17 protein-coding genes are annotated in these 16,738 nt (G+C 53.4%); 8 read left to right on the plus strand and 9 right to left on the minus strand.

Annotated elements, in window-relative coordinates:
- Positions 1 to 76: 76 nt before the first annotated feature.
- Together ACQKDS_RS07015 and ACQKDS_RS07020 are read right to left on the minus strand one after the other, a co-directional pair.
- Complete coding sequence (locus tag ACQKDS_RS07015; RefSeq protein ID WP_399667800.1) at positions 77 to 511, minus strand: GNAT family N-acetyltransferase; 435 nt, start codon at positions 509 to 511, stop codon at positions 77 to 79.
- Between the two features lie 47 nt (positions 512 to 558).
- Positions 559 to 1,224 (minus strand): 7-cyano-7-deazaguanine/7-aminomethyl-7-deazaguanine transporter, encoded by a 666-nt coding sequence (locus tag ACQKDS_RS07020; protein ID WP_399667803.1) that lies wholly within the window; start codon positions 1,222 to 1,224, stop codon positions 559 to 561.
- Positions 1,225 to 1,474: 250 nt separating this feature from the next.
- Here ACQKDS_RS07020 and tusA point away from each other — a divergent pair, with 250 nt between their 5' ends.
- Positions 1,475 to 1,729, plus strand: coding sequence for a sulfurtransferase TusA (gene tusA / locus ACQKDS_RS07025; RefSeq protein WP_399667806.1), 255 nt, complete (start codon positions 1,475 to 1,477; stop codon positions 1,727 to 1,729).
- Between the two features lie 19 nt (positions 1,730 to 1,748).
- On the opposite strand, the gene ACQKDS_RS07030 is transcribed toward tusA, so the two are convergent.
- The 4 genes from ACQKDS_RS07030 to ACQKDS_RS07045 form a co-directional block, all read right to left on the minus strand.
- Positions 1,749 to 2,873, minus strand: coding sequence for a DUF4056 domain-containing protein (locus ACQKDS_RS07030; RefSeq protein ID WP_399667809.1), 1,125 nt, complete (start codon positions 2,871 to 2,873; stop codon positions 1,749 to 1,751).
- Complete coding sequence (locus ACQKDS_RS07035; protein ID WP_399667811.1) at positions 2,873 to 4,006, minus strand: BamA/TamA family outer membrane protein; 1,134 nt, start codon at positions 4,004 to 4,006, stop codon at positions 2,873 to 2,875. Before ACQKDS_RS07035 ends, ACQKDS_RS07030 begins: the two co-directional genes overlap by 1 nt.
- On the minus strand, positions 4,006 to 5,076 hold the full coding sequence (locus tag ACQKDS_RS07040) for a hypothetical protein (RefSeq protein WP_399667815.1): 1,071 nt from the start codon (positions 5,074 to 5,076) through the stop codon (positions 4,006 to 4,008). The genes ACQKDS_RS07035 and ACQKDS_RS07040 overlap by 1 nt, the downstream gene beginning before the upstream one ends.
- A 148-nt stretch (positions 5,077 to 5,224) precedes the next feature.
- Complete coding sequence (locus ACQKDS_RS07045; protein ID WP_399667817.1) at positions 5,225 to 7,534, minus strand: zinc/cadmium/mercury/lead-transporting ATPase; 2,310 nt, start codon at positions 7,532 to 7,534, stop codon at positions 5,225 to 5,227.
- 683 nt (positions 7,535 to 8,217) lie between these two features.
- Here ACQKDS_RS07045 and ACQKDS_RS07050 point away from each other — a divergent pair.
- Together ACQKDS_RS07050 and ACQKDS_RS07055 are read left to right on the plus strand one after the other, a co-directional pair.
- The gene (locus tag ACQKDS_RS07050; protein WP_399667976.1) at positions 8,218 to 9,669 is read left to right on the plus strand and encodes a serralysin family metalloprotease; all 1,452 of its coding nucleotides are present in this window, start codon (positions 8,218 to 8,220) and stop codon (positions 9,667 to 9,669) included.
- A gap of 65 nt (positions 9,670 to 9,734) precedes the next feature.
- Positions 9,735 to 10,112: a protease inhibitor Inh/omp19 family protein gene (locus ACQKDS_RS07055; RefSeq protein ID WP_399667820.1), complete on the plus strand. Its 378-nt coding sequence runs from the start codon at positions 9,735 to 9,737 to the stop codon at positions 10,110 to 10,112.
- Positions 10,113 to 10,147: 35 nt separating this feature from the next.
- Here ACQKDS_RS07055 and ACQKDS_RS07060 read toward each other — a convergent pair whose 3' ends face one another.
- The gene (locus ACQKDS_RS07060) at positions 10,148 to 10,774 is read right to left on the minus strand and encodes a lysoplasmalogenase (RefSeq protein WP_399667822.1); all 627 of its coding nucleotides are present in this window, start codon (positions 10,772 to 10,774) and stop codon (positions 10,148 to 10,150) included.
- Positions 10,775 to 10,942: 168 nt separating this feature from the next.
- Between ACQKDS_RS07060 and ACQKDS_RS07065 the strand changes: the two genes are divergently transcribed.
- Positions 10,943 to 11,302, plus strand: a complete 360-nt coding sequence (locus ACQKDS_RS07065) for a DUF2500 domain-containing protein (RefSeq protein ID WP_399667824.1) — start codon at positions 10,943 to 10,945, stop codon at positions 11,300 to 11,302.
- A gap of 26 nt (positions 11,303 to 11,328) precedes the next feature.
- Here the strand turns inward: ACQKDS_RS07065 and ACQKDS_RS07070 are convergent, their stop codons facing one another.
- Together ACQKDS_RS07070 and rsmD are read right to left on the minus strand one after the other, a co-directional pair.
- Positions 11,329 to 11,601, minus strand: coding sequence for a DUF1145 family protein (locus tag ACQKDS_RS07070; protein ID WP_399667827.1), 273 nt, complete (start codon positions 11,599 to 11,601; stop codon positions 11,329 to 11,331).
- Positions 11,591 to 12,214, minus strand: coding sequence for a 16S rRNA (guanine(966)-N(2))-methyltransferase (gene rsmD / locus ACQKDS_RS07075; RefSeq protein ID WP_399667829.1), 624 nt, complete (start codon positions 12,212 to 12,214; stop codon positions 11,591 to 11,593). Before rsmD ends, ACQKDS_RS07070 begins: the two co-directional genes overlap by 11 nt.
- A gap of 195 nt (positions 12,215 to 12,409) precedes the next feature.
- Here rsmD and ftsY point away from each other — a divergent pair, with 195 nt between their 5' ends.
- The 4 genes from ftsY (at position 12,410) to rpoH (ending at position 16,728) form a co-directional block, all read left to right on the plus strand.
- Positions 12,410 to 13,945 (plus strand): signal recognition particle-docking protein FtsY, encoded by a 1,536-nt coding sequence (gene ftsY, locus ACQKDS_RS07080; protein WP_399667831.1) that lies wholly within the window; start codon positions 12,410 to 12,412, stop codon positions 13,943 to 13,945.
- Positions 13,946 to 13,950: 5 nt separating this feature from the next.
- Positions 13,951 to 14,622 (plus strand): cell division ATP-binding protein FtsE, encoded by a 672-nt coding sequence (gene ftsE / locus ACQKDS_RS07085; RefSeq protein ID WP_399667834.1) that lies wholly within the window; start codon positions 13,951 to 13,953, stop codon positions 14,620 to 14,622.
- Positions 14,612 to 15,565, plus strand: a complete 954-nt coding sequence (ftsX, locus tag ACQKDS_RS07090) for a permease-like cell division protein FtsX (RefSeq protein ID WP_399667837.1) — start codon at positions 14,612 to 14,614, stop codon at positions 15,563 to 15,565. Before ftsE ends, ftsX begins: the two co-directional genes overlap by 11 nt.
- A 305-nt stretch (positions 15,566 to 15,870) precedes the next feature.
- Positions 15,871 to 16,728: an RNA polymerase sigma factor RpoH gene (gene rpoH / locus ACQKDS_RS07095; protein ID WP_399667840.1), complete on the plus strand. Its 858-nt coding sequence runs from the start codon at positions 15,871 to 15,873 to the stop codon at positions 16,726 to 16,728.
- Positions 16,729 to 16,738: the final 10 nt, after the last annotated feature.

The raw sequence follows: 16,738 nt of genomic DNA on the forward strand, positions 1-16,738 counted from the left end.
GCTTCCTTATTCCTTCAGGTAGATGTGTTCTGCCCGATCGCAACGTATTATGCGTTGAAATGCAAGGCAGATATTGTCACACGTTTTTTTCAAGTAATAGTCGATAATCAGCGACTTCGCCGCTCTTTTCTAGTCCAACAATCTGATAACCGTTACCGATCAGTAGCATCAGCATACTACGAAATTGATTACGGGTTTTTACGCTTAGCCGTCGATAGCCCCGTTGCTGTACCCAACGCTCTTGTTCCACTAGTAATGCTAGTGCTACGCCGTGGCGACGAAAATCCGGCAGCACGCCGCCTAGCCAGCTATAGAAGCTATCTGGTTGCGTTTGATAACCGAGTTTAAAACCGATGGGTTGGCCGTTAAATTCGGCGATAAGTGAGCAGGCCGGCGCTTCGCCGAGGCGTCGTTGCATATCGCTCAGTGAATACCGGCCAGCGAATTCGGGGATGTGCTGATAGAGCCGCTGAATTTCTGCCAGTGTGGCATGGCGAATGGTTACCGTCATGGTGGCCTCCGTATTGCGCAGACCACCATGATAACGGACTGGGCAGATTAACTCAGTTGCAGCGAAGCGTTCTGATGACGATTAGCCAGACGCTTGAGTAACATGTTCAGCAACACGCCATACATCGGTAGGAAGAATATCAGGCAGATCAGCACCTTGAAGGTATAATCCACGAGCGCTATTTCTACCCAGTTGGCGGCCATGAAGGGGTCGCTGCTTTTGTAGAATGCGATAAAGAAGAATGACAACGTATCGCTGATATTGCCGAGGAACATGGCGGCGGCGGGCGCGACCCACCAGGCACTGCGTTGGCGCAAACGGTTAAAGACGTGAACATCCAGAATTTGGCCGAGGACATAGGCCATAAAGCTGGCCACGGCGATACGTGCTACAAACAAATTAAACTGGCTCAGTGCGGCAAACCCTTGCCATTCACCTTGATAGGTTACGGTCGATATCACGTAAGAGATAAACAGCGCGGGCACCATCACCGAGAGAATAATTCGTCGGGCAAGCGGTGCGCCAAAAATACGCACGGTGAGATCGGTCGCCAGGAAGATAAACGGGAAAGTGAATGCGCCCCAGGTGGTGTGGAAGCCAAAAATGGTAATCGGCAACTGCACCAGATAGTTACTGGAGGTAATAATAAGAATATGAAATAGCGAAAGCCATACCAGCGCGGTCAGGCGCTGCTGAGAAGTAAAAGCGTACATAACTGACCTTTTTGAAAAATGGGGTGAGGGAACCCATACTTTTCATAGCGACGATCGCTAAAGAAGAGTATATGACGAAAAATTTCTGCGCGGCCGCATGATACGCGTTTGCGCAACCAATGCAACGAAATAAATGGTTAAAAGACACGCAAACGTTAACGTGCCTTGCGCAGAAAAACTACCGGCGTAAACTACGCGGTTATCAGATCTGGCGAGCGTTCGCCGATCGTTATTGATCGAGATAAATTGCATGACTGACATTTTTTCCCAGGCTGACCAAACGTTGGATGCGTTGGGCCTACGTTGCCCTGAACCGGTGATGATGGTGCGCAAAACCGTACGCCATATGGATAACGGCGCAACGCTGTTGATTATTGCTGACGATCCAGCCACCACCCGTGACATTCCCGGTTTTTGTCGTTTTATGGAGCATACGCTGGTGGCGCAGGAAACCGAGCGTGCGCCATACCGTTATTTGTTACGCAAAGGTGTCGAGAACCCATAACCACGACGCGAGTGCCCGATCAGTGCGGTTTTTTCTGCCGTTGCCGGGCGTCTTCGGTTTGCGCGTGCTGGGCCAACGCGTGGAAATCCCTTAGCGTGTAGTAATGCACCGGCATGGGCAGGTGGCGCATGGATTTCCCCGGCCACAGTTGCAGTTCGCCTAAGGTCTGTAACCTCAGGCCATTGACCTGCTGCGGCAGCATTAATCGCTGCGGCGCGGTACGTTCAAAAGGCGGCTGCATAGGCAGGCGATTGTCGCCGGTCTCGTAATCACGCTTTAGCACCAGAAACTTCTCTGGCACCCGACGATGGCTGTTCCACCAGTCACCGTCGATACCGGCAAATTGCTGTTGTGTTTCGTCGATTGACACGGCACCGAGCTGCGCCAGCGCGTCGGGCAGCAGGCTTTCCATCGCCGTATTGTAAGCGCCGATCGACACCGCCTGGCCTTGCAAGATGGCATCAATCGCCAGTCGCGCGCCCAACAGATTGGAATAGAGATCTTCCGGTGAGAATGCCGACACTTCTTCAGAGAACCCCGGTACGGATTGATAACCGTACCACTGCGCAATTTCATGCCAGGCTGCCATTTGGAAGGCCAACTCTCCGGCCAAATAGGCGGCCAGCGTGTAGCGTTGTGCGGCATCATGCGGTGGCGTGAAGGCGTTGAGTTGGATGCGCCGCTGCGCCAGTTCTGCGCTTAAGTCCAGGTACCAGTCTTGGCCGAGCCTCGGTAAGATTTGGCTGAATAAAAACAGTGTGTTGTCAGCGGTATCGCGAACATGGGCGACATCGATAAATCCACCGCGCCGGGTGTACAGCAACCCGACCTGCTCTCTGCTCAGGCCTAGCAAATTGTTAATGGCACCCAATGCGCTGTCGTTATATTGATGGATGCCCAGTTTATCCGCGTCGACGACGTTGCCTAATTGATAGAACGGTATCGGTATGCCCAGCGCTTGTACCTTAAGATTAAAACCAAATGCGCAACAGGGACGCAGCCCATCCGGTGGCGACAGCCCACTGACCACCGGCCAGTTGATGCGCGTTTCACGCGTGGGTTGCGCGGTGAGGAGCGTTTCGGGCGTTTGGACGGCCTGCACCGCCGCTGTGAAAAAGGTAAATAGCAGCGCGATAAAACGCATCAAAAAGCTTCCCCTACCTGAAAATAAAACCCGGTGCTCTTTTGGCCAAAGCCCAAGTCGAGGCGAACATTGACACGCGGTTTAAACTCAAAACGATAACCGATACCGGCGGTGGGCAACCAGTGCCCCTGACCCAGCTCGCTGGCCGTATGGCTGAGGGTCCCCGCACCCGCCCATAACACATAACCATGCCGCCAGTTGAGCTGATGACGGTATTCAAGCTGGCCGCTGAGTACGTTATGGTCGCGATAGCGGCCTTCATAATAGCCACGCATACGGTTGTCGTTGCCCAATTCTGACAGGCGATCCCACGGCACGTTACCGTGCGCCAAGCGGCTATACAGATCCAGTGCCAGTACGCTTTTGGCACTGAGGCTGTGGTAGGTGTCAAATTGGGCTTCTAGGGTATCAAAACGGCTGTCGCTGCCCAATGCCGGTGCAAAATGCGTGTAGCCCAGATTAAGATAGCGCCCGTGGCGGGCGTTAGAGACAAAATCCCGCGTATCGTAGCTAAAGTTCACGCTGGCACCTGAGCTGATTGATGACGGGCCCGCGGATTCGGCGTTAAACAGGCTGTGGTCGTGGCCGTCCGGATCGTCTGCATGCGTTGAGGTAATATCCCAACCGAAGCCGAGATAGGACGCGGGGGCGACGCGATACATCAATACCGGGGCGAGATGCAGTGACTGCTGCGTGTATTTTTCTTTATTACCATCGTGCCAGCCAGCCTGATAACCGCTGCCCCAATAATAGGTCGGCATGTTATTGAGCGAGCCGGTAGCAAAAAAGCGCCATTGGTCATTGGCAAAAAAACTGTAGTTTTCCACGCTGACGCCAAACGCGCCGGTTGAACTGAAAAAACCTTTCAATGCCAAGGTGGAGTTTTGGCTGACGGTATCGCTGTCATCCGGGCGATACATACCCACCACCGCCGTACCGATGCCTAAGCCAAGCTCTGGGGTATAAAAGGGGCCAGGCAATACGCCCCAGTCGATGGTTTTACTGCTGTCGAATTGGTTGTCTGCGCCCAGAGAGCTGAGCATTTCATCTACCTGCTGGCGGGTAAGCAGCCCCGCATGCGCTGACGGCACTATCAACATGGCCACCGTCAGCCAACCGAGTGTTCGTGTCATTAGAAGCGGTATTCACCGGAAACGAAAAAGCTATTGCGTTCACTGAAGCCAAATTCGGTCAGAATATTGAAGTTCTTGGTCAGTTCGTATTGCGTGCCCAAGAGCACGTTCCACGGCGATTGCAGATGTTGTTTCACGTCGAAGCGGCCTTCACCTTTTTGATTGGCGATGGCGATCAGCGGTTGCAGTGCGGCTGGCATGCGTAGGTCAGACAAGCTGCCCCTGAACTCTTGCTGTACGTCTTGATACATACTGCCTACCCACACATTCAGGTTGGTGCGACCGGTGATGCCCGGCACCTGAAAACGGTAGCCCACGCGCGGGGAGACGGTTAAGGCCGCGATCTGGCCGTCGAGAATATCGAAACTGGTGCGGGTGTAATTGGTATCAACTAAGGCAAACCAGTTGTCGTAGCCACCGGCGAGCGTGAAGCCAGCGCCATAAGTGGTGCCTTTGAAGTCCAGTTGGAAATCCAGATCTTTAAGTTGGCCACTTTGGTTCATGCCGTGCACGGCAGAGGCGATGATGCGATCCAAAATATGCGTCATGCCTTTGTATTGAGACGGATCGGCATCGACGGAAACCTGTGATAGCGAGCTACCCTTGGTATAGCCGACCACACCGTAGACATTAAGAAAGGGGAATAACCAGCCATCCAGACGCAGGGTTTCGGTTTCGCTTTTCTCGCGGGTTTTACCCACGTCGATCTTGAACAGATCGGAAGGAATAGCATGGCTGCCGACGGCTAATCCGCTAAAGCCAATGCTGTCGACATTAATATTTTGCCGCATATTCATATAGCCGACATTGATGCCAAACGGCTCGGGTAGCGTGTAGCCCAATGCGCGTGCTTCATCACCCCAAATCGGCAAAACGCGGTGTTCGGTTTTTGGCTGGATTGAGGGCGTGCTGTGGCTGACAACCGGTTGCACGCCTTGAGTAAACAATGGGCGTTCAGCCCGATCGATTAATTGTGCGGTGCTGTCGGCGTCTGATTGTTGTGATAAAGCCAAAGAGGAGTAGAGCAGCGTAGGGACGATTGATAGCGTTTTATAATTAAAAAGTTTCATTTTCAATCTCTTGGCATATAAGTGCGGGCAAGCGAACGAACCCGTAATGCAAGTGCGCGAGAATATAATAAAACCTTACTTTCAATGTCACATTAAATGCGCCATACCGGCACTTTTCCTGATGGTGCCGGTATGGCGGTAGATTGTGCTAGAACCGATTCTTTAACAACCGCAAGGCGTTGAGCGTGACCAGAGCGGTAGCGCCGGAATCTGCCAGCACCGCTAACCATAGCCCGGTCAGCCCCAGCAGCGTGGTGATCAGGAAAATCCCTTTTAACCCCAGCGCAATGGTAATGTTCTGGCGGATATTGGCGTGGGTTGCGCGTGAAATACGGATCATCTCTGCGATGCCCCGTAGCCGGTTATGGGTGAGTGCCGCGTCTGCGGTTTCCAGTGCGACGTCGGTGCCGCTGCCCATGGCAATACCGATGCTGGAGGCTTTCATCGCTGGGGCGTCGTTGATGCCGTCACCGATCATCGCCGTCGTGTGCGATTGGCTCAACGCCGTTATCGCACTGACTTTGTCTTCCGGCAGTAACCCGGCACGATAATCCAGCCCCAGTTCAGCGGCGATAGCCGCCGCGGCGCGCGGATTATCACCGGTTAACATCACGCCGTTGATACCCAATTGCTGTAGTGCGGCGATAGCCTGTTTGGCGTCGCTGCGCAGGGTGTCGCGCAGTGCCAATAAGCCCTGCGGAATGCCGTCGATCAGCACCACCACGGCGGTTTTACCGGCGTTTTCCAGTTGATCTACCTGCTGTTGCCACGGGGCAGTCAGGGGGCCGCCGATCAATTTAGCCGGGGCGCTAATCAACACCGTTTTTCCGTCGATCACGCCTTCAACACCGATCCCGGCTAATGCGCGGCGGCCGGTCGCGGGTGGCAGGCGGTTTCCGTTTTCCTCGGCGCGGGTAACAATCGCTTGTGCAAGCGGATGATGCGAACCGGTTTCAACCGCTGCCGCTAAGGTAAGTAACTGCTGTTTGCTGAGATCGCCAATCGGCAGCACGTCGGTGACTCTGGGTTTTCCTTCGGTCAGCGTACCTGTTTTGTCGAAGGCGATGGTTTTCACTTGCCCCAACAGTTCCAATGCTGCGCCGCCCTTAATCAGCGCGCCGCGCCGGGTGGCGGCTGCCAGACCGGAGGTGATCGCCGCTGGGGTGGAAATCACCAGTGCGCAGGGACAACCGATCAGCAGCAGCGTTAAGCCGCGATAAATCCACGTTTCCCACGGTTGTGCGAACAACAGCGGGGGCGTCAGAATCACGGCGATCGCCAATAGCATGATGGCGGGCGTGTAATAGCGGCTAAAACGATCGAGAAAACGTTCGATCGGGGCACGTCGTTCCTCTGCCTCTTCAATCAGTTGTAAGATACGATCGATGGCATTCTGACCCGGTTCAGACATCACTTTCATCTGAACTGCCTGATCAACCGACAGACTCCCCGCCGCCACTTTTTCCCCTTGTCGCCGCTCGACCGGCACTGATTCACCGGTTAATGCACTTTCATCGAAACTGGCGAAGGCATCGATCAGTTCGGCATCGGTGGGTAGACGCGCACCGGGGGCGATTTCTATGATATCCCCAGGACGCAGGCTGGCGACCGGAACACGCTGGCGCTGTTTGCCGCTGATCCGTAACGCATCTTCCGGTACCAGTTCCATCAGGGCCGTAATGCCACGCCGCGCGCGGCTAGCGGCGTAAGACTCAAGCAGTTCGCCGACCATAAACAGCAGCAGTACCATCGCCGCTTCAGCGGTGGCGTCGATAAACAGTGCGCCGATCGCCGCGACGCTCATTAGGGTTTCGATGGCGAATGGCGTCCCTGAACGAATCAACCGAACGGCTTTGCTGGCAATCGGCACCAGCCCGACCAGCGTGGTGGCGATAAACGCGATGTGACCCAGCGGTTGATTCACCGTGTTCAATGCCCAACTGATTATCATCAGCGTGGTCATGAGCAACAATGGGCCGTATTCACTAAAACGGGAAGTGCGCGTCTGTTGTGGCTTGGCCTGACTGCCGATACCGAGCAGGGTAAAACCGGCCTGAGAAACGGCGTCCTGTACGCGTTGGCTAATATCGCTTTGCGCATCTACCACCAGTTTCTCGGTGGCGAACAGTACGCGGGCGTTATCTACGCCAGGAATGGCGATGACGGCATTTTCTATTTTACGTGCGCAGCTAGGGCAATCCATGCCGTGCACTTTCCAACTAAAACGCTGGCCACCGGAAGGGGGAGCGGTGACTACACTATCGCTTTCCTCATCGGGTTCGGTTTCGCCACTACAACAGCGGGTGCTTTGGCAGGATTGATGACTCGGTGTGGTCTCCGGTGCGTCTGCCGCTGCGGATTGCCCACTACAGCCGTGCTGGCTCTTGGCGTGGCTGTGGCCACAGCAGCCTTTATTCTCGGCGTGGTTATGTTCTTGGTGCGGTTGATGAGTCTGCATAACGCCCCCTTCGGCAGTTAATCATGGTTACTTTGCAGACTTTACACCTTGGAGTTAACTCCAGAGTCAAGCAAGAGGACGAGAAACGTACCCTCAACAAGGGATGCTTAATCACGACATCGTTATGAGGTTTACGCGAGATAGCGCGTTCGACCGCGCGCGCCCTCATGAACCGAAAGCCGCGCCGAAAGTGCGGAATACACAATACCCACTTCGTGATCATGCTCACATTGGCAGAAAATTTACTTTAGTCAGTTAATAATAAAGCGTTATTAACTTATTACGCTTTAGCAAAACTCATCATTTTACAGAAAAGTGCCAGCATGATTATCTTGATTCGTCAGTCGGCATGGTTATTGGGTTTTGTTGCCAACTTATTGGCAATGGTGTGGGTTATATTTGTAAATAGTGAAAATGACCAGCATAAAAAACCTTCGATAACGATATAAAAAGTTATTTATTTTATGTGGTGTTTTATTGTACTGCCTATACTTGAAAACGATTACCATTTGGGATGGTGATCTTATTTACTGATTATTATGCATTAATTTCGTCTTTATCACTGCCATTACTGGCACAGAAGCGCCTTCCTCATCTGCCATAGCCAAAATACTGTGACTGAAAGGGAGGTTATGTCTATCTATTTGATCGTTAACGATCAAATAATGAGTGGAATCGAACCAATGCAATCGACTAAAAAGGCAATAGAAATTACTGAATCTAACCTTGCAGCGGCTACTACTGGCTACGATGCAGTTGAAGATTTACTGAGTTATCATCAGCGTGGTAATGGTATTCAGGTTAATGGCAAAGATTCATTTACCACCGAAGAAGCCGGCCTTTATATCACTCGCTCGAACCAAACTTGGAATGGTAAAGGCGTTTTCGATACGCCGGTGGAATTGACCTTTTCTTTCCCGGACTACAACTTCTATTCTTCTAACGCCGCTGGCGATCGTGGACTGAGCAAGTTCAGTGCGGAACAGCAGCAGCAGGCGAAGCTTTCGCTACAGTCGTGGGCTGACGTTGCCAACATTACCTTCACCGAAGTTTCTGGCAACCAAAACGCCGATCTGACCTTTGGTAACTACAGCCAAGATCAGTACGGCCGTACGGATTATTACACTCAAGCTTATGCTTGGTTGCCGGGGTCGGGTAATGTGTCTGGGCAATCTTGGTACAACATTAATCAATCCAACATTCAGCATCCCGCTTCCGAAGACTACGGCCGGCAAACATTTACGCACGAAATTGGCCATGCGCTGGGGTTAAGTCACCCAGGTGATTACAACGCGGGTCAAGGCAATCCGACTTACCGAGATGCCAGTTATGCGGAAGACACCCGTATGTTCAGCCTGATGAGCTACTGGAGTGAAACCAATACCGGTGGGGATAACGCGGGCCATTATTCGGCAGGGCCACTGTTGGATGATATTTCTGCAATTCAACACCTGTACGGTGCTAATACGTCGACGCGTAGCGGTGACACGGTATATGGCTTCAATTCTAATACGGGCCGTGATTTTCTCAGCACCAGCAGCAACGCTGAAAAGGTCATTTTTGCCGCTTGGGATGGGGGCGGTAACGATACCTTTGATTTCTCCGGCTATACTGCCAATCAGCGTATTAACCTGAACGAAAAATCGTTCTCCGATGTGGGTGGGTTGAAAGGGAACGTTTCGATCGCCGCAGGCGTGACGATTGAAAATGCGATTGGTGGTTCTGGCAATGACGTATTGGTCGGCAACGATGCCAATAACATACTGCAAGGAGGAGCGGGTAACGACGTGCTGTTCGGCGGCGGCGGAGCGGATAATCTCTGGGGAGGCGCGGGTCGCGATATTTTTGTCTTCGCGGCGGCCAGCGATTCCAAACCGGGTACGCCTGACTGGATCCGTGATTTCCAAAAGGGCATCGACAAGATTGATCTGTCATTCTTTAATCAGGGTGAGCAAGGCGGTGATTTCATTCAATTCGTCGATCACTTCAGTGGCGCGGCAGGTGAAGCATTGTTAACGTACGATGCGGCCAATAATGTCAGCGACTTAGCGTTGAACCTGAGTGGTCAGCAGACGCCGGACTTCTTGGTGAAAATTGTCGGCCAGGCGGATGTTACCACCGATTTTATTGTCTGATTGTTGATGATGTATCCAAGGGCGTAGCGTGCTGCGCCCTCCATCTTAGTGTAGTGAGTTGTGACATGATAAAACACCTTCTCCGCCCCACCGCGGTGGCGGGCGGTATCTTAATGACAGGAGTGGCTATGGCCAGCAGTTTGGTTCTTCCTTCCGCACAGTCTTTGGCGGGGCAATGGCAGCTTGCCAAGGGTGAACAGCAATGCCAAGTGGCATTGCTCGACAGCGAACAACCTGATACCAACGGATATCAATTACAAGACCAACAGCAGTGTTTACATGAGGTATTCAGTGCGCCTGTCGTGGGCTGGCGGCCGGCACCGGACGGTATCGCACTGCTGCAGGCGGATGGCACTACGCTGGCGTTTTTCTCTCGCGAGGGGGCGGTATATCGCCATCAAACTGGCGCGGCAGCGAGCCTGACGCTGAAGTTTTTAGGCTAAGCCGACGGGTTCGGCTGTGCGAACCCGCCGCAGAATTAAAGATACAGCGAGCGTACGACCAAGAAGTGGCCGACAAAATAGCAGAAAGCCACAATGGCGTCGGCGGCGCGGAAGGTAAAGCGATAGCGGTTGACTAACCACACGGCATTGGCGAGCAGCAGTAATGCCGTTCCCGCCAGCAATGAGAAGCCGTAATCTGTGCTACGCAGGAAATATTGTTCACCGGCCAGCCATACCATCAGCAGCGTCATCGCGACGTAGGAAACCACGGCCCAGCGTAGTGCTTCCAACCGCGTCCAGACGGTTGCCAGTAAGAGTACGCCGATGACCAGCAGTACCAAGGGCAAAGGCCAAAACAGGCTGAACGTCATCTGGCTGGCGAAGCTCAGGGTGTACAACAAATGTGAGAGGAAAAACGCCCCGATGGCATACAAAACGCGTTGGCGCGGTAGTAACAGTAAGGCATCACCGATCAATGTCGCGCACAATCCCAGGACGATCAGATAACCGGCTGCGCCCAGCACCGGTGCTTGCCAGGCCAGCAACAGTAACAGTAGCAGTGTGACCGGTTTGAAAACCCAGCGTTGCCAACGCGGACCTCGATAAGCGGCATCCACGAACAGCCAACCGGAAAAGAATACGGCAAGAAACGGCCAACTCATATAGCTTCCTTTTTATCACGGGCGCTGCAGCCAGCGTCCAACGTTGTCACCAGTGTCACGTTTTAAGTGTAGTCGTACGTCGGTGATGTAGCCCGTCGGCGTTCGACAATGTTGTCTTCTGAATGTTATGTTTACGCGGTTTTTGCTGCGAAGGGAATGAGAAAAGAGATGAGTAAACCCCCGTTGTGGTTCATCGCTGTGGTTGCTTTGATCGTGGTACTGGCGACGCAACGCTACTTTAGTCAGCGCAAACAGGAAGCGGAAAACGATCGTGCATCGGTGCGCAGCACACCGGTGATCGTCAGCGAAAAACGCGCCTTCCCCGCCAGCAATAACCGTTCACGCCAGCGCGAGCATATCGTCAATGAAGCCATGCGTTATGAGATTGTATTTCGTCCGCAGCGCGGCGGTGATGAGATCGTGGTGCGTTTAAAACAGCCACAATATCAACAGATAGAACCGGGCGCGCAGGGTACGCTAGAGATGCAGGGTACACGTTTTATTTCATTTACTGATACGCCCCCTTAAGGCGCAATGCGCGTACCCTATCGGGGTTATTTCTTGTTAAGCGGCGGTTGTTTTTTCTGCCAGTCGAGCAGTTCAAATACGCCAAAGATAAAGATCTTAGTTTCCTGCCATTTGCCGATCGGCCGATCTTTGGGCTGCGTCGATTTCAGCAACACCAGTTGCAGCCCGTGCATCACCACCATAAAGAATAGCGCCACGTCGATGAAATACTTCAGTGGTTTCGGGAAAGGGTGAAACAGGTTAGTGAGCAGGAAGCCCCATACGCACAGCATCAACAGGCGACCCAAATTAATCAGCATTTTCAGTTTTCTCTTTACCAGTACGAATATAGAGACGATAAGCCACTTGGCCGGCGACTTTTTCGCGGTGCAGCGCCCAATTGGTGGGCACATCGGTGGCGGCGCTTTCGGCCTCTGCCTCAACGTATACCCACGCCTCATCGGCCAACCAGCCTTGTTGCTCTAGCCGTTCGATGGTTTGCGCCAGCAACCCTTTGCGGAAGGGCGGATCAAGGAATACCACTTGGTAAGGATCCGCTTTGCCTGCCAACCAGGTTAGTGCGTTGGTGTTCACCACCTGACCGTTGCCTTTCAGCAGTGTCAGGTTTTTTTCCAATTGTTGCGCTACCGGGCGTTCGAATTCCAACAGCGTTACGCTGCCGGCATAGCGTGACAATGCTTCGAGCCCTAACGCCCCGCTGCCAGCGAAGCAGTCCAAACAGCGTGCGCCTTGAATCACCGGAGCCAGCCAATTAAACAAGGTTTCACGAACGCGATCGGTTGTCGGACGCAGCCCAGGGCTGTTCGGCACTGGCAGCTTTCGCCCGCGCCATTGGCCGCCGATAATGCGAATTTGTCCGGCGGAGGCGTTTTGCGGTTTTTTAACCGGCGCACGCGGCGATAATTTGGCCATAAAGAGTCTTAACAGTGTTGCGCAGTTTGCGGAAAATTGCCGCCATTGTAACGGGCAGAGGCGCTAGTGGAAAAGCGAAAACGTTGTTACTTGATTTCCCAAGCCGGATGCGTGTTGCTGTGCGAGGGAAAGTGGTAGACTCAGGGGTTAAATTATTTTCGTTTTTCAGCCATCGGTACGGAGCAAAGTCGCAACATGGCAAAAGATAAGAAACGTGGGTTTTTCTCCTGGCTAGGTTTTGGTCAGAAGGAAGAAGAGCAGCAGCAACCTGAGCCGTCGGTCGAGCAAACTGAACAGCAGGCCGATACGCCGGCCGAACCGGCGGCCCCCTCGCTGGATGATAAGCTCCCTGCGCAGGAATCTGAGCCGGCCGCTTCGGTTGATACGCCGGGAGAGTGGGACGGCGGCCTCGAACAGGTGGCTGAAAACGTGCCGGAAATTTTTGAACACCCAGCACCGATCGAGCCGTTAGTTGAAGATAACGCTTCCGCGTGTGAGCCGGGGGTAGCCGAGCCGCAGGTGGAAACCGTCGTTGACGCTGAACCTACGGTGGAAACACGCCCTGTTGTGGAACCAAAACCAGAACCTGAGCCGCCGGCAAAGGCGTTAGTTCAGGAACCCGTAGAAGACGTTGCGGAGCCTGCTGAGGTAACGCCACCAAGCGAGGAAGCACCGCTTGCGGCAGCAGAGCCAGAAGCGCAACCGCTACCCGAAAGCGCCTCTATCGCGCCGATTGTCACGCCGCCATTGGCGAGCGCCGATGACGAGCGACAGGCTCCCGCGGTTAGCCAGGAACAAGAGCGGCCAAGCAAAGAAGGCTTCTTCGCACGCTTAAAGCGCAGCCTAGTTAAAACCAAGCAAAATCTTGGTTCCGGTTTTATTGGCCTGTTCCGTGGCAAGAAAATTGATGACGATCTGTTCGAAGAGTTGGAAGAACAGTTATTGATCGCCGACGTTGGCGTCGAAACCACCCGAAAAATCATCGAATCCTTGACTCAGCATGCCAGCCGCAAACAGCTGAAGGATGCAGAAGCGCTGTATGGCAAACTGAAGGAGGAAATGTCTGAAATTCTGGCAAAAGTCGACCAACCGCTGGATGTCAGTGGTAAAACCCCGTATGTCATTCTGATGGTAGGTGTTAACGGCGTTGGCAAAACCACCACCATCGGCAAACTGGCGCGTCAGTTCCAGGCTGAAGGCAAATCTGTCATGCTGGCTGCGGGGGATACGTTCCGTGCGGCGGCGGTTGAGCAGTTGCAAGTGTGGGGTGAGCGCAACCGTATTCCGGTGGTGGCACAGCATACCGGCGCCGATTCCGCTTCGGTGATTTTCGATGCGGTGCAGGCCGCGAAAGCGCGTGGTGTGGATGTATTGATCGCAGATACCGCCGGGCGCTTGCAAAATAAAGCGCATCTGATGGAAGAGTTGAAGAAGATAGTCCGCGTGATGAAAAAACTGGACGAGCATGCCCCGCATGAGGTTATGCTGACTTTGGATGCCAGCACCGGTCAAAATGCGGTCAGTCAGGCGAAATTATTTAATGAAGCCGTGGGCTTAACCGGCATCACCTTGACTAAACTAGACGGTACCGCCAAGGGGGGGGTGATCTTCGCCATTGCCGATCAATTTGGCATTCCGATTCGCTATATCGGTGTCGGTGAGGGTATCGAAGATTTACGGCCTTTTAAGGCCGACGATTTTATTGAGGCACTTTTTGCCCGAGAGGATTAATACGGATGATTCGCTTTGAACAGGTCAGTAAAGCTTATCTAGGGGGGCGTCAGGCACTGCAGGGGGTCGATTTCCATCTTCGTCCGGCAGAGATGGCGTTTCTGACCGGCCATTCCGGCGCGGGTAAAAGTACCCTGCTGAAACTGATTTGTGGTATCGAACGACCCAGCGCCGGCCATATTTGGTTTGGCGGCCATGAAATCAGCCGGTTGAAAAACAGTGAAGTGCCATTCCTGCGTCGTCAGATCGGTATGATTTTCCAGGATCACCATTTGCTGTTGGATCGCACGGTGTATGACAACGTGGCAATGCCGCTGATTATCTCCGGCGCCAGCACCGAAGATATCCGCCGTCGCGTGTCGGCCGCGCTGGATAAGGTGGGGCTATTGGACAAAGCGAAAAACTTCCCGATCCAGCTTTCGGGCGGTGAACAGCAGCGCGTCGGTATTGCACGGGCGGTAGTCAACAAACCCGCGGTGCTGCTGGCGGATGAGCCTACCGGTAACCTGGATGATGTCTTGTCGGAAGGTATTCTGCGGCTGTTTGAGGAATTTAACCGCGTTGGCGTAACGGTGTTGATGGCCACCCACGACACAGGGCTGATCGCGCGTCGCAATTACCGCATCCTGACGTTGAGTCAGGGGCGCATGGCCGGGGGGGCGCATCATGGCGAATAACACCAAAACCGCCAAGAGCAAGGCACTGCGCGGCGGCTGGCGTGAGCAGTGGCGCTATGCTTGGATGAACGCCGTCAAGGATATGCTGCGTCAACCGCTGGCAACATTGCTGACGGTGATGGTGATCGCCATTTCTCTGACGCTGCCAAGCGTGTGCTACATCGTGTGGAAGAACGTAAGCACGGCTGCAACGCAATGGTATCCGACGCCGCAACTGACGGTGTATCTCGATAAATCACTCGACGATGATGCGGCGGTGAACGTTTTAGAAGTGATTAAAACCGAAGCGGGCGTCGAGAAAGTGAATTATCTGTCGCGCGAAGAGGCCCGTGGCGAGTTCCGGAACTGGTCCGGTTTCGGTGGCGCATTGGATATGCTGGAAGAGAACCCGCTGCCGGCGGTGGCGATCATCACGCCAAAAATGAGCTTCCAAAGTTCTGAAACGCTCAATACCTTGCGCGATCGGGTTGCGGCGGTGCAGGGCGTGGATGAAGTCAGGATGGACGACAGCTGGTTTGCCCGTTTGGCGGCGTTGACTGGGTTGGTCGGCCAGGTTGCGGCGATTATCGGTATTTTGATGGTGGTTGCGGTGTTCCTGGTGATTGGCAACAGCGTACGGCTGAGTATTTTCAGCCGCCGCGACACCATTAACGTAATGAAGTTGATTGGTGCCACCGATGGTTTCATCCTGCGCCCCTTCCTCAACGGCGGCGCCATGCTCGGTTTCTTTGGCGCGCTGTTTTCGCTTTTCTTGTCTGGGGCACTGGTGTGGAAATTGGAGTCGGTGGTGACCAGCGTAGCAACGGTCTTTGGAACCCAGTTCACGTTGCACGGCCTTGGCTGGGATGAGGCATTGCTGCTGTTAATTGTGGCCGCGATGATCGGCTGGGTTGCCGCGTGGTTAGCCACCGTGCAACATTTACGCCGATTTACACCACAATAAAATTTTTTTGGTATACTCTTCCCCTGCTGCATTTATCGTGTTGCCGGGGAAGAGCCTTCTGGATCGACAAGATCATTCCTTTTCCTATGAGCACAAATTCCCTATCATCTTGCGCTTTCGTCACGTATTGTTTTGAGCATTGCGATCGAAAACGGTGAACTTTTAGGGTAAAACACGGTCAAAAGTTGCAGCAAATGTTAAGGTGCCGGCGAGCGGAACCGCTTTTGCAACAGCAACTGCCGTAAAATCACTTTTCCCCGCCGTAAAGACTCACCTGCATGATCCGTTTTATAGAGAGGGTTTGAATGACCAAAGAAATGCAAACTTTAGCCTTAGTACCCCAAGGTAGCTTGGAAGCCTATATTCGGGCCGCCAACACCTATCCGATGCTGACGGCAGAGGAAGAGCGGGAGTTGGCTGAACGGCTGCATTATCAGGGCGATCTGGAAGCAGCTAAGCAGCTAATCCTGTCTCACCTGCGCTTTGTCGCTCATATTGCCCGTAATTATTCCGGTTATGGCCTGCCGCAGGCAGATCTTATCCAGGAAGGGAATATCGGCCTGATGAAAGCTGTTCGCCGTTTCAACCCAGAGGTTGGCGTGCGTCTGGTTTCCTTTGCAGTGCATTGGATCAAGGCGGAAATTCATGAATATGTGCTGCGTAACTGGCGCATCGTTAAAGTTGCTACCACCAAAGCACAACGTAAGCTGTTCTTTAACCTGCGTAAAACCAAGCAGCGTCTGGGCTGGTTCAATCAGGATGAAGTGGAACTGGTGGCGCGTGAGCTGGGTGTAACAAGCAAAGACGTGCGTGAGATGGAATCGCGCATGGCAGCGCAAGACATGACCTTTGATCCAACGCCTGATGATGAAGCGCGTGAGGGGCACTCGATGGCTCCGGTGCTGTATTTACAGGATAAAACCTCTGATTTTGCCGAAGGCATCGAGGAGGACAACTGGGAAAGCAACGCCGCAGACAAACTGGCCTATGCGATGGAAGGGCTGGACGAACGCAGCCAGCATATCATTCGCGCTCGCTGGTTGGATGATGACAATAAATCCACCTTGCAGGAACTGGCCGATCAATACGGCGTTTCCGCAGAGCGTGTGCGCCAGCTTGAAAAGAACGCCATGAAAAAATTGAAGATGGCGATCGAAGCGTAATTCGCGAAAT

This window comes from Serratia sp. NPDC078593 (genome assembly GCF_050268245.1).
In the GTDB taxonomy this organism is placed as follows: Bacteria; Pseudomonadota; Gammaproteobacteria; order Enterobacterales; family Enterobacteriaceae; genus JBNNGK01.

Excerpts from the sequence above, each read along its gene's own strand:
- ACQKDS_RS07065 (WP_399667824.1), top strand. The coding sequence starts at position 10,943 with ATGAGTAAACCCCCGTTGTGGTTCATCGCTGTGGTTGCTTTGATCGTG.
- rpoH (WP_399667840.1), top strand. The coding sequence starts at position 15,871 with ATGACCAAAGAAATGCAAACTTTAGCCTTAGTACCCCAAGGTAGCTTG.
- ftsE (WP_399667834.1), top strand. The coding sequence starts at position 13,951 with ATGATTCGCTTTGAACAGGTCAGTAAAGCTTATCTAGGGGGGCGTCAG.
- ftsY (WP_399667831.1), top strand. The coding sequence starts at position 12,410 with ATGGCAAAAGATAAGAAACGTGGGTTTTTCTCCTGGCTAGGTTTTGGT.
- ftsX (WP_399667837.1), top strand. The coding sequence starts at position 14,612 with ATGGCGAATAACACCAAAACCGCCAAGAGCAAGGCACTGCGCGGCGGC.
- ACQKDS_RS07045 (WP_399667817.1), bottom strand. The coding sequence starts at position 7,534 with ATGCAGACTCATCAACCGCACCAAGAACATAACCACGCCGAGAATAAA.
- ACQKDS_RS07070 (WP_399667827.1), bottom strand. The coding sequence starts at position 11,601 with ATGCTGATTAATTTGGGTCGCCTGTTGATGCTGTGCGTATGGGGCTTC.
- ACQKDS_RS07020 (WP_399667803.1), bottom strand. The coding sequence starts at position 1,224 with ATGTACGCTTTTACTTCTCAGCAGCGCCTGACCGCGCTGGTATGGCTT.
- ACQKDS_RS07050 (WP_399667976.1), top strand. The coding sequence starts at position 8,218 with ATGCAATCGACTAAAAAGGCAATAGAAATTACTGAATCTAACCTTGCA.
- ACQKDS_RS07030 (WP_399667809.1), bottom strand. The coding sequence starts at position 2,873 with ATGCGTTTTATCGCGCTGCTATTTACCTTTTTCACAGCGGCGGTGCAG.
- ACQKDS_RS07060 (WP_399667822.1), bottom strand. The coding sequence starts at position 10,774 with ATGAGTTGGCCGTTTCTTGCCGTATTCTTTTCCGGTTGGCTGTTCGTG.
- ACQKDS_RS07015 (WP_399667800.1), bottom strand. The coding sequence starts at position 511 with ATGACGGTAACCATTCGCCATGCCACACTGGCAGAAATTCAGCGGCTC.
- rsmD (WP_399667829.1), bottom strand. The coding sequence starts at position 12,214 with ATGGCCAAATTATCGCCGCGTGCGCCGGTTAAAAAACCGCAAAACGCC.
- ACQKDS_RS07055 (WP_399667820.1), top strand. The coding sequence starts at position 9,735 with ATGATAAAACACCTTCTCCGCCCCACCGCGGTGGCGGGCGGTATCTTA.
- tusA (WP_399667806.1), top strand. The coding sequence starts at position 1,475 with ATGACTGACATTTTTTCCCAGGCTGACCAAACGTTGGATGCGTTGGGC.
- ACQKDS_RS07040 (WP_399667815.1), bottom strand. The coding sequence starts at position 5,076 with ATGAAACTTTTTAATTATAAAACGCTATCAATCGTCCCTACGCTGCTC.
- ACQKDS_RS07035 (WP_399667811.1), bottom strand. The coding sequence starts at position 4,006 with ATGACACGAACACTCGGTTGGCTGACGGTGGCCATGTTGATAGTGCCG.